General features: G+C 42.9%; 9 protein-coding genes. 2 read left to right on the plus strand and 7 right to left on the minus strand.

Going from position 1 to position 12,176, the window contains the following annotated elements; genetic code table 11:
• Window positions 1-9: 9 nt before the first annotated feature.
• The 3 genes from ACQ93I_RS07745 to ACQ93I_RS07755 are packed head-to-tail and all read right to left on the minus strand — an operon-like array spanning window position 10 to window position 5,378.
• Window positions 10-1,335 (minus strand): dicarboxylate/amino acid:cation symporter, encoded by a 1,326-nt coding sequence (locus ACQ93I_RS07745; protein ID WP_431697949.1) that lies wholly within the window; start codon window positions 1,333-1,335, stop codon window positions 10-12.
• Between the two features lie 18 nt (window positions 1,336-1,353).
• On the minus strand, window positions 1,354-2,418 hold the full coding sequence (gene aroC, locus ACQ93I_RS07750; RefSeq protein ID WP_431697951.1) for a chorismate synthase: 1,065 nt from the start codon (window positions 2,416-2,418) through the stop codon (window positions 1,354-1,356).
• A gap of 50 nt (window positions 2,419-2,468) precedes the next feature.
• On the minus strand, window positions 2,469-5,378 hold the full coding sequence (locus ACQ93I_RS07755) for an FAD-binding and (Fe-S)-binding domain-containing protein (RefSeq protein WP_431697952.1): 2,910 nt from the start codon (window positions 5,376-5,378) through the stop codon (window positions 2,469-2,471).
• Window positions 5,379-5,510: 132 nt separating this feature from the next.
• On the opposite strand from ACQ93I_RS07755, the gene ACQ93I_RS07760 reads away from it, so the two are divergent.
• Complete coding sequence (locus ACQ93I_RS07760) at window positions 5,511-5,996, plus strand: hypothetical protein (protein WP_431697953.1); 486 nt, start codon at window positions 5,511-5,513, stop codon at window positions 5,994-5,996.
• Between the two features lie 33 nt (window positions 5,997-6,029).
• On the opposite strand, the gene bshA is transcribed toward ACQ93I_RS07760, so the two are convergent.
• Genes bshA through ACQ93I_RS07775 form a run of 3 tightly spaced genes read right to left on the minus strand, consistent with a single transcriptional unit; the run spans window position 6,030 to window position 10,597 of the window.
• Entirely contained in the window at window positions 6,030-7,181 is a 1,152-nt protein-coding gene (gene bshA / locus ACQ93I_RS07765) for an N-acetyl-alpha-D-glucosaminyl L-malate synthase BshA (protein WP_431697954.1), read from the minus strand.
• Between the two features lie 3 nt (window positions 7,182-7,184).
• Complete coding sequence (locus ACQ93I_RS07770) at window positions 7,185-10,112, minus strand: glycoside hydrolase family 3 N-terminal domain-containing protein (RefSeq protein WP_431697955.1); 2,928 nt, start codon at window positions 10,110-10,112, stop codon at window positions 7,185-7,187.
• Window positions 10,112-10,597, minus strand: a complete 486-nt coding sequence (locus ACQ93I_RS07775) for an ABC transporter ATPase (RefSeq protein ID WP_431697956.1) — start codon at window positions 10,595-10,597, stop codon at window positions 10,112-10,114. The genes ACQ93I_RS07770 and ACQ93I_RS07775 overlap by 1 nt, the downstream gene beginning before the upstream one ends.
• A 180-nt stretch (window positions 10,598-10,777) precedes the next feature.
• Between ACQ93I_RS07775 and ACQ93I_RS07780 the strand changes: the two genes are divergently transcribed.
• A complete protein-coding gene (locus ACQ93I_RS07780) occupies window positions 10,778-11,311 on the plus strand; it encodes a hypothetical protein (RefSeq protein ID WP_431697957.1) in 534 nt (177 codons plus the stop codon).
• Window positions 11,312-11,368: 57 nt separating this feature from the next.
• Here the strand turns inward: ACQ93I_RS07780 and ACQ93I_RS07785 are convergent, their stop codons facing one another.
• Entirely contained in the window at window positions 11,369-12,160 is a 792-nt protein-coding gene (locus ACQ93I_RS07785; RefSeq protein WP_431697959.1) for a (Fe-S)-binding protein, read from the minus strand.
• Between the last annotated feature and the right edge of the window lie 16 nt (window positions 12,161-12,176).

Consider the following 12,176-nt stretch of genomic DNA (forward strand, 5'->3'; position numbering starts at 1 on the left):
AAAAAATCCCTATTTTTCTTTGGAGATCTTTTCCTTTTTTGGAAGGTTATCATCCCACTTTCTTTCATGCGGTTCTCCCAGTTTATCTACAGATTTTGCTACCATCATAGAAACAGCAGCATCTCCTGTAACATTCACCATAGTACGGCACATATCTAAAGGCCTGTCTACAGCAAAAATGAGAGCAAGACCCGCTTCGGGGATCCCGGCCTGGGCAAGTACAATAACCAGCATCACCATTCCCGCACCCGGTACTGCCGCCGAACCAATGGACGCCAGGGTGGCAGTGGCAATAATTCCCAGTTGCGCACCAATAGAAAGATCCATACCAAAAGCCTGGGCAATAAAAACTGCCGCCACGGCCTGGTATAAACTGGTTCCATCCATGTTTATTGTAGCTCCAATTGGTAGCACAAAACTTGTCACCTCTTCGTGCACGCCCAGGTGTTCTTCGGTCCTCTCCATAGTTACAGGGAGGGTCGCCGCACTTGAACTTGTAGAAAAAGCTAAAAGCTGTGCCGGGGCAATCCCGTTTTCAAAGAAAGACGGGGTACGCCCGGTAAAGATCCAGACCAACATCATATAAACCCCAATCATTAAAGCAAGCCCTACCAGCACTGTAATGGCATACATGGCCAGCGCTGCAAAAAGATCGGAACTGGGTGACTCTACCACCAGAGCAGCCAGAAGAGCAAAAACTCCATACGGCGCAGCCAGCATGATAAGGTCAATTAATTTGAGAATTACTTCATTAAACCCGTCAAAAAAGGCTTTTACGGGCTTCGCTGTTTCTTCGGGTATTAAGATGAGACCAATTCCAAAGAAGATCGCAAAAAAGATAACCTGTAACATATTCCCGTTGTCACTGGCTGCAGCAAATATATTCCCGGGAACAAGATCTTCAAGTGCCTGTAAAGGCCCCGCATCCTTTTGTCTTTGGGCATCGGCAATGCGCACATTGGCATCACCTTCATAACTCGTAATGAGGTCATTTCGGGTACTTTCGGCAATTGCTGCACCGGGCTGAATGACGTTGACCATCACCAGACCTATTGTTACTGCAATCACCGTAGTTGCTACATAAATGAGAATAGTACGGGTTCCCATTTTCGACAACTTCGAGATATCTTTTAAATCGGAGATCCCTTTAATAAGGGACGCCAAAATAAGAGGCACTGCAATTAATTTTAAGGCATTGATGAAAATATTTCCGAAAGGTTTGATCCAGTCACTAATAAATTCGGCTCCCCAGGAAAAATTGGTCATTAGAAGGGCGAAAATCACCCCGGCGGCCATTCCCAGTAAGATCTGCCAGTGCAGCGCTAATTTTTTCATACTAAAGTATCTCTGAAATTATATTTTTGACGTTTTGTTCAACAAATAAAAATCGGCGAGAACCAGAGCCGCCATTGCCTCTACAATAGGAATTGCCCGCGGCACCACACATGGGTCATGCCTGCCCTTGCCCTGCATTTCTACCTCCTGCCCTTCAGCATTTATGGTCTTTTGCTTTTGCATAAGGGTAGCTACGGGTTTAAAGGCAACCCGAAAAGTTATATCCATACCGTTAGAAATACCTCCCTGGATTCCTCCGCTATAGTTGGTAATCGTAGAGCCATCGGTTCGAAAATGATCGTTGTGCTCACTGCCTTTCATAGACGCACCTGCAAAGCCGCTTCCATATTCAAATCCTTTAACGGCATTTATGGAAAGCATAGCTCCACCCAAAGCGGCATGAAGTTTATCAAAGACAGGTTCTCCAAGCCCAACGGGAACATTAGAAATCACGCATTCCACTACTCCACCCACAGTGTCTCCCTGCGACCGAATTTGCTTAATGAAAGTTTCCATTTCTTCGGCAGTTGCAGGATCGGGACATCGCACCGGATTCTTTTCTATTTCGGAAAGATCCAGCTCCTCAAATTTCTTCTGAAGCTTAATATCTCCTACCGCAGAAGTATAAGCGGTGAAGGTAACGTCTTTCATCAATTGTTTTGCAATCGCTCCGGCCGCTACCCTACAGGCAGTCTCGCGGGCCGATGATCTTCCACCACCCCTGTAATCCCTGTTGCCGTATTTTTGATCGTAAGTATAATCGGCATGAGAAGGACGATACACATCTTTAATATGCGAATAGTCATTTGACTTCTGGTTGGCATTTTCGATGATAAAGCCAATAGGCGTACCCGTTGTATTCCCCTCAAAAATCCCCGAGAGGAATTTTACCGTATCGGGTTCTTTGCGCTGGGTTACGATAGAAGATTGCCCGGGTCTACGCCTGGCCAACTCCTGCTGTACCTGTTCGGTGTCAATAGGGAGACCGGCGGGACAACCGTCAATCACTCCGCCGATAGCCTGGCCATGTGATTCCCCAAAAGTGACAAGTTTAAATAGATTTCCAAAGGAATTTCCGGCCATTGAAGGTGATTTTGAGCAAATGTAATTTTTTAAGCCAAGATTTAAAAATGTTATTTAAGAGCCGCGGCCATAATCACTACAGGATGAAGGGCTTTTTTGCCGGTTCCGTCGTAGATTTGATGTCGGCAGCTGGTTCCCGGAGCAGCAATAACTGTCTCTGCGGAAGCTTTTCGCACTGCAGGGAACAGCGTTTGTTCACCAATCTGCATACTTACCTCATAATGCTCTTTTTCATAACCAAAAGAACCTGCCATACCACAACAACCTGAAGGGATCACGGTTACTTCAAAATTCTTCGGAAGGTTGAGCATCACAAAAGTATTCTCTACACCCGCCAAAGCTTTCTGGTGGCAATGCCCATGTAACTTGATCCGTTTCTTTTCCGAAGAAAAGGAATCGGCAGTAATATTTCCAGCGATAACTTCTTTCTTAAAAAACTCTTCGAGTAAAAAGGCATTTTTGGATACTTTCATGGCAGCCTCCTTATCATCGGCCAGCCTCAAATATTCATCCCTAAAGCTCAATATTGCTGAAGGTTCCAGCCCGAGCAACGGACGCTCTTCAGAAATAATATCCTTGAAAATTGAAACGTTTTTATTGGCTACTTCTTTAGCTTCCTTTAAAAAGCCTTTTGAAATAAATCCACGTCCACTTTCAGGATGTTTTACAATTTTCACCTCATAGTTGAGCCCTTCAAGCAGCTTTATTGCAGCCACACCAACTTCAGAATCAAGATAATTGGTAAATTCATCGTTAAAGAGATAAACGGTTTTAATAGGCGTGGTAAGCTTTCTCTCATTCTTTTTATAATAAGAAGAAAGGGTTTGCTGGGAAAGAGCAGGCAAACGTCGGTGTGGCGCAATACCCATTGATTTCTTTATAAGACCCCCTGTAAGCGCATTTGAAAACATAAGGTTCGAAAAAGGGGAAAATCGCCAGGTCTTTTTGTTGAGGGCAGCGTTGAATGCAAAAGCTTTTGAACGGAGCGAACTGCCGTTGGTACTGTTGTATTGATACTGAAACTCTGCCTTATAAGCGGCCATATCAACATTAGAAGGACATTCACTTTTACAGCCTTTACAGCTAATGCACAGGTCAAGAACTTCCTTTAACTCTTCATGATCAAACTTATTTTGTTTATCAGAATTTGTCAAAAATTCCCTCAAAGCATTGGCACGGGCCCTGGTGGTATCTTTTTCATTGCGGGTGGCACGGTAACTGGGGCACATTACGCCTCCTGCTTCGGCAGGTTTGCGGCAGTCGCCACTCCCGTTACAATTTTCGGCCCCTCTTAGAATTCCGAGAGAATCGGAGAAATCCATAATTGTTTCGATTTCGGGCTCTTTTCTACCCGGCACGTACCTTAGGCTCTCGTCCATTGGAGGAGCGTCAATAATTTTCCCCGGATTAAATATGTTATTTGGATCGAAGATATTTTTTACCCTTTTTAAGAGGTTGTAATTCTCTTCTCCTATCATGAGCTGTATAAACTCGGCCCGTACCCTGCCATCACCGTGTTCCCCACTCATAGAACCCCCGTATTTTTTAACAAGGGCAGCCACTTCTTCAGTAATTTTTCTAAAGAGCACCACATCATCTTCCTTTTTAAGGTTAAGGATAGGTCTTAAGTGCAGTTCCCCTGCGCCGGCATGAGCATAGTACACCGCATCCTGCCCGTAGTTGAGCATTAATTGGGAAAATTCTGAAATATATGCAGCGAGATCTTCTACCGCCACAGCTGTATCTTCTATACAAGCCACGGCTTTACGGTCGCCTACAATATTTCCGAGAAGCCCCAGTCCTGCTTTCCTCAATTCCAGCGCAAGATCTATGGTTTCATTCCGAAGTACCGGAAGTGCATAGGCAAGTCCGGAATCTGTGAGGGTTTTTAGGAGTTCGGCAGTACGGTTTGTTAATTCTTCTTCTGAAGATGATCTTATTTCGAGCATGAGGATAGCTGCAGGGTCACCTTCTATAAAAAAACGATTTTCCCGATATTTAAGACTGTTTTTGGTACAGTCCAGGATCACCTTATCCATCATCTCACAGGTGAACAGCGAATGCTGCATTGCCGGAACAACCGCCTGCAGGCACTTTTCCAATGACTCAAAATGTGCAGCGATCATTACAGCATTTACCGGTGGCAGTGCATCGAGCTGCAGAGTAATTTCAGTAGTAAAAGCCAAAGTACCTTCACTGCCGCTCAATAGCTTACAAATATTGATCTTATCTTCACTTCCTCCCAAAACTTCAGCTGTCAGAAGCTCATCTACTGCATAACCAGTGTTACGGCGATGGATCTCTGGTTTTGGAAAGCCTGCTATAATTTGTTCACGCACAGCTTCAGGCTTAAGCTCTTCATAAAGTTTCCGGTAGATTTCGCCTTCCATGGAATCCAACTCCATTTTATTGCGGAATTCTTCCGAAGAAATTTCAGAAAAAAAAGCTTCTGAGCCATCGCTGAGCAGCACTTTCATTTCCACAACCTTTTCGCGAGTGGTTCCATATTTGATCGAAGTGGTTCCGCTGGAATTATTACCAACCATTCCACCTATCATACAACGGTTTGAAGTAGAAGTATTTGGGCCGAAAAACAGCTTGTGAGCCTGCAGGTACCTGTTAAGGTCATCTCGAATGACTCCCGGCTGAACTTTAACAGTTTTCTTATCTGTATCAAGTTCAAGAATGGAAGTGAAATATTTCGAGACATCAACTACAATACCTTCCCCTACACACTGCCCGGCAAGGGAAGTACCGGCTGTACGCGGAATGAGCGACGTATTGTTTTCATTCGCAAAAGAAATAAGCTGCTTTATGTCTTCCAGATTTTTTGGATAGGCTACAGCGAGAGGAATGGTGCGATAAACAGAAGCATCTGTTGCAAAAATTCTTCGCCACAGGGCATCATAGAAGAGTTCACCTTGCAGGTCTTGGTCAAGTTTTTGTAGTTTTTGATTCATAGGGGAGCAGTAACAGGTTATGGCAGACTGATTAACAGGCCTTTATTAACATTAACATTTAATTAGCGGAAGTGAGGGGTAATCGATATATCAGATAGTCTAATTTTGTAGGAACAAATTAAATGAAAAGATATGAAAAAAATCGTTTTACTAACCTTATGTATTTTTGGTTTTAGCCTTTCTTCACAAGCACAAAATATTGCAGATCATGCTTTGGGTTTACGTTTAGGAGACAACAATGGAGTTGGAACTGAAATTTCGTACCAGCACGGATTGTCAGAAAACAACCGACTTGAACTGGATCTTGGTTGGAGCAGCCGTGGAGAATACGATGCTTTTCGCCTTACGGGAATATATCAATGGCTTTGGAATATCGAAGGAGGATTTAACTGGTATGCCGGTGTTGGAGCAGGTGTTGGTTCTGTTGATGTTAATGACCACGATCATGATGATGATGACGGTCTTTTTGTTACTGCAGCAGGAAACATTGGAGTTGAATACGATTTTGACTTTCCACTCCTGTTATCTCTTGACTTTAGACCAGAAGTTGGTTTAGTCAATTATTATGGTGATGACCTTGGGTTTGATATAGCTTTGGGTATCAGATATCAGTTCTAATAATCCTTTCGGATTTACAAAAGGCTCCCAAAATTAATTTTTGGGAGCCTTTTCTTTTTGAGTAATATCTAAAGCTTTTTGATAAAGGTTTTCATAGAGAGGAACAACCGAATACACATCGAAAATAAATGCCTGTTTACGTGCATTTTCCTTGAACATTTTAAGGGTGGCATCATCTTGAAGTATGTGAATAGCATTGGCTGCCATCTCTGAGATCTCTCCCACATCACTTAAATACCCCGAAAAACCCTGCTTGTTAACTTCGGGCAGACCTCCGGTATTGGTGGAGATCACCGGCACCCCATTCACCATAGCCTCAAGGGCGGCAAGCCCAAAGCTTTCTTTTTCTGAAGGCAAAAGAAAAAGATCGGAATAGCTCAATACCTGGTCAATCTCATGAGATTCTCCCAGGAATAACACCTTATCTTCCAGTGCTAAATCCTGCACCAGTTCTTCAGCCATTTCTCTTTCTGGCCCCTGCCCTACCATGATAAGCTTCGATTTAAGGTTTTTCTGAATTTCATAAAAGATCATAATCACATCCCTTACCCGCTTTACCTTTCTAAGGTTACTTACGTGGGTAATGATCCTCTCATCACTTTGAGCCAACATACTTCTCTGGCAGTTACTAATAGACTGGGTGTATTTTGTGGTATCTATAAAATTTGGCACTACATCTATCTCGCGCTTTACGTTAAAAAGACGCAGGGTATCTGCCTTAAGGCTTTGAGATACCGAAGTAACAACATCGCTGCTATTAATACTAAACGTAACTGCCGGTTTATAGAAAGGGTGGTTGCCCACCAGCGTAATATCGGTTCCATGAAGGGTGGTGACCATTGGCAGGTAGATCCCTTCTTCCTCGAGCATCTTTTTTGCCATGTAACCTGCATAGGCATGAGGTATGGCATAATGTACGTGCAGCACCTCAATTTTATGCAATTTCACCATATCTACCAACTTGCTGCTTAAGGCAAGCTCGTAAGGCTGATAGTGAAACAGAGGATATTCGGGTACATTAACTTCATGAAAATGTATATTATGAGAAAGCTGTTCAAGCCTTACCGGCTGCTTATAAGTAATAAAATGGATCTCGTGCCCTCTGCGGGAGAGCGCCATCCCCAATTCGGTAGCTACCACACCACTTCCCCCAAAAGTGGGGTAACAAACAATGGCTATTTTCATGTATTAACGATCTATGGCTTCGTAAATAAGTTCCTGGATATTTGACCTTATACTCTCCCTTGTCAACTTATTGTTCTGGACAGAGGGATGAATTCGATTTGCTAAAAATACGTAAACTATTTCTTCATCGGGGTCTGCCCATGTAAAAGTTCCTGTAAATCCGCTATGCCCAAAGCTGGTCATTGAAACACAGCCACAAGTAGGGCCATAATCGCCTAACTGGGGTTTGTCAAAACCAACTCCTCTTCGCACATCGTCGTCACAGTAATAACACGTATTGAACTTATCTACAGTTTTTTGGTCAAAGTAATTTATCCCTCCATACTGGCCACCGTTAAGGTACATCTGCATGATCTTGGCAACATCATTAGCATTGGAATACAGTCCTGCCTGTCCTCCAATTCCGCCCAAAAGTGCAGCGCCTTCATCATGAACGTATCCCTGCAAGAGCTGATTTCTCCACGAACCGTCATTTTCGGTGGGTACAATTTGTTCTTTTGGAAGTTTTTGAAGGGGTAAATAGGTAGTGTTATGAGCTCCCAGAGACCTGTAAAAATGATCTTGAGTAAGATATTCCAATGAGGTACCATAGATATCTTCCATATAAAACTTCAGCAAATAAAAAGGAAGATCACTGTATTTATAAGCCTTTCGTCTCTCGAGCGGGCTATCTTTGATAGTTTTAAGAACCGAATCTCTAATGTCATTCCTCACGTACATGTTTTCGGCTATTTGTATGCCGAAGCCCCTATCCTGCTCAGTGCGAATAAATTTTACATCGGGTCGTTTCGTCTTTTCATCTATGGTCATTCGATGAAAAGGAATCCAGCTCTTGAGCCTGGCAAAATGCGATAACATGTCGAGAATGGTGATGTCTTGTTTATTGCTTCCGCGGAAGTATGGCAACATTTCCCCCAGAGTTGTATTGAGATCAATTTCGTCCTTGTCTACAAGTTCCATGAGAAGCGGAAGCGTAGCAAGTATCTTGGTAAGGGAAGCAAGATCGTAAACGTCTGAAGCTTTTACCGGGATTTCCTTATCGTATGTGTGGTATCCTGCATTTCTTTCATAGATGACTTTTCCCTTTCTCGCCACAAGCACCTGTAAGCCGGGGGTCATTTTTTCATCTATGGCCTTTTCTATAAGTTCATCAATCTTTCTTAGTTTATATGAATTCATTCCTACCTGCTCGGGCAGGCCGTAAGAAAGACGATTAAGAGTACCTGTTCTATAGCCGGTGCCAACAGGGAAATTGTTTCCGGCACTCACCGGCAGTTTCCCTTTAGCATCTATAGCTCCAAAGATCACCTGTGCTGCTTTTTGTTGAGCGAGTTCCGTATTTTGATAAGCCACCTGTATGGCTTCAAAATTACCCGTGGTTTGCAAATCAAGCAGAGCATACGGACTTGTAAAAACATTGAGGATCACCCGGTTCTTTCTCGCAACTTCATACAACCAGGTTTGCTGCTTCTCGTTCATTTTAAATCCGCTCCAGGGTGAAGCCGAAGACTGATGATATCCAATAATCACCTGATTATACGACTCCAGCTTGTCTAGCAGTTCGTTCAGATTTTCTGCGGAAACTGAATCTACTTGTGCGTAACGATTTAACTGCTCAAAAAAGGCATTTCCGGGGTCTTCTCCAAAATGAACATAGGCAATTTTGCTGGTTTCGAGATCTTGTAGCGGGATGAGAGACCGGTCATTTTTGATAACCGTCATTGCATTTTCGTAAAGCTTATGCGCAAGCACCTCGTTCCGAATACTGTTAAGCTCTTCAACTATATAAGTGGGATCTACAGGTTCATAGTGATCAAGGCCAACTTTGTATTTGGCAAAAAGGATCTTCCTTACCGAATGCTTCAGGCGCTCTTCGGTAATTAATCCTTTATTAAAAGCTTCTATGATCATTTCTGAAGCTTTGGGTACATCTTCAGAAAAAAGTAAAATATCGTTTCCTGCTAAAAAAGCCGCCAGTTCTATCTCACCGGGTTCATCAAAATCGGCCACTCCTTTCATATTGAGCGCATCAGTAATAATGAGTCCGTTAAAATCCAGTTCTTCCTTTAGAACTCCTGTGACTATTTTGTGCGATAAACTGGAAGGAAATTGAGAGCGTTCCTCGAGGCTGGGAACATTAAGATGAGCTACCATGATACTTCCAAGTCCTTCAGAAATCAACTTTCTATAAGGAAACAGTTCCTCCCTGAATATCCTGTCGCGGGAAAAATCGACGGTGGGTAAAGTTTTATGGGAGTCCCGTTCTGTATCTCCATGCCCGGGGAAATGTTTGGCGCTACCAAGCACTCCTTCCCTTTGCATACCTTTTATGAAAGCGATGGATTTACTGGCAACATTATTTTTATTCTCACCAAAAGACCTGTTGCCAATAATAGGATTTTTGGGGTTGGTATTAATATCCACTACCGGGGCAAAATTCATATGAACGCCCAGTTTTTTAGAATGTTTTGCAATACTCGCACCCACTTCGGTAATTAAACTTTCATCTCTTATTGCACCCAAAGTCATATTCCACGGAAAGGCATAGGTAGAATCAAGACGCATTGCCAGACCCCACTCGGCGTCCATACCTATAAGCAGCGGAATTTTGGAAAGCTCCTGAAGTTCATTTTGAACCTTTACCTGCCTTTTTGGACCTCCTTTTGAAAAGATGACCCCACCCACATGCTGCTGGGCCACCAGTTCTTTTGCCTTTTCAATTTTTGATGCAGGGTCTGAAGAAAAAACATCGATCATGAAAAGCTGCCCCACTTTTTCCTGTAGCGACATAGCATCATAAATGCTATCTACCCATTGCCGCTGCTGCTCTACATCTTCAGCAATTAAAGGCCGGCTTTGGGAATAGGAAATTTGGGTAATAAGGATAAAGGCCAAAAACAGGCCTGAAAGTTTGGGCTTGCAAAAACTCATTAATTAAGAAAGCGCTTGTGCCAGCTCTCAGATGCAGGCACTTCCCAATCTGAAAGATATTCGGCTTTGTTATTTACCAGGTTATTAAAAACGATCGTTTTTGGAGAAACAGCTTTGTCTTTTGCCATTTTTCTGAAATCGGTCAGGGTTTTATAAGCCACGAACTCTCCCTGCTTATAAGAGACATTCATCTTATCGAGAAGGTCTACATTGTAGTCTTTCTCCAGCTGCTGAATGAACCGTACAGAATCATCTATGGAACATCCGGTAGCTGCATTCATTTTTTGATCGAGCCCCAGGATGATGAATCGCCTGTAGCGCATTTCAAAAGAAGCTTGCAAGTTGGCACCGTGGGCGGTCCACTGCTCTATAAACTGTTGAAGCTTTTCTTTAATTTCAGCTTGCTCTTCCTCTGTAAAAGAGCGATTTGCCTGATAGATCCAAACTCGGGAACTTTCAGGTAGGGTATCAAATGGGACAAACATTATTTGGAAATTTTTAGAGAAACAAAAATAAGAGATTTGGAGTCGGGAATCCAATTTGAGAAGGTTAAAATTCTCCTATTCCCAGGTATTTAAAGAAATCATTTCACAACGAACTAACACTAAGGTTGTGAGCTGATTTTAATCATAATTTCTCCACGTGTACTCACCTAATTTTGCAAGATGAAAAAAAGGGAAAAGGAACTTTTTACAATAGCCAGAAACCTGGGATTTTCTTCGGAAGCTTATCAGCTCCACGACCTGGCAGCCTGGTTTCGAGAAGAAAAGCAAATACATGTGGAAGTTGGTGCCATTTGGGATGAACTTACCAACTGTGTTGAATCTTATGTCTTTACCATTACTGCACCTATAGAAATCTATTATACGCAGCCGATTTATGCATCGGGAGGAAAAACATACGACGAAATGCTTTTTAGAGGGCTCACCGAGGCTGTTTCTATTTTGCACCAATACAATCTTCAAAGAGATGTCAAAGTACCTGACGACGAGGCGGTGATTGCTTATCTAAAAGGCTACGGCGACAAGGACAAGCAACTTCCTGCCCCTAAATACCGGACTAATCTTGAAAAATACGCTTATTTACAGGGCAAACAGGGTGATTATATTGAAGAAGGATTAACGGAAGATGACATTCTCGTTTTAGTGAAGAACATGCATCCGGAGGAAATACAGTTGCGACTGGAAAAAGATATATAAAAAAATAAGGTGCTAAAAATGACATTTTTAACACCTTATTTTTGAGACTTCGTTGCCCTACAGGTCTTCGGCAGAGGCAATCATTTCAGCAATGTCCATAACGGCGATATTATCCTCCCTATTCTTAGCCTTAACCCCATCGGTCATCATTGTGTTACAGAAAGGACATCCTGCAGCAATAACTTCGGGTTTTACATCTATGGCCTGCTCGGTACGGGCAACATTCACATCTTCCTTACCGGGTTCGGGCTCCTTGAACATTTGTGCACCGCCGGCACCACAGCACATGGCGTCTTTTTTACATCTTTTCATCTCTACCAGCTCAACCTCAAGCTTTCTCAACAAGTCTCTCGGGGCTTCGTAGATGTCATTTCCACGCCCCAGGTAACACGGGTCGTGAAAAGTGATTCTTTTACCTTTAAATTTTCCGCCTTCAACCGTCAATCTGCCTTCTTCAAGCAAAGACTTTAAAAAGGTGGTATGGTGCATTACTTCATAATTACCGCCAAGGCCGGGATATTCGTTTTTGATAATATTGAAGCAGTGCGGACAGGTGGTTACGATCTTCTTAATCTCATACCCGTTCAAAACTTCAATATTTCCGGCAGCCTGCATTTGGTAAAGGAATTCATTTCCGGCACGTTTCGCAGGGTCTCCAGTACAACTTTCTTCAGTTCCTAAAACAGCAAAATCTACATTTGCCCTGTTCAGAAGTCTTACAAAAGCTTTGGTGATTTTCTTAGCCCGGTCGTCAAAGCTTCCGGAGCAACCTACCCAAAAAAGGACTTCGGGTTGTTTTCCTTCGGCCATATACTCTGCCATGGTTGGCACTTTGATATTTTCTGCCATTATATTTTTTGTTACA

The organism is Salinimicrobium sp. WS361 (genome assembly GCF_050750585.1).
In the GTDB taxonomy this organism is placed as follows: Bacteria; Bacteroidota; Bacteroidia; order Flavobacteriales; family Flavobacteriaceae; genus Salinimicrobium.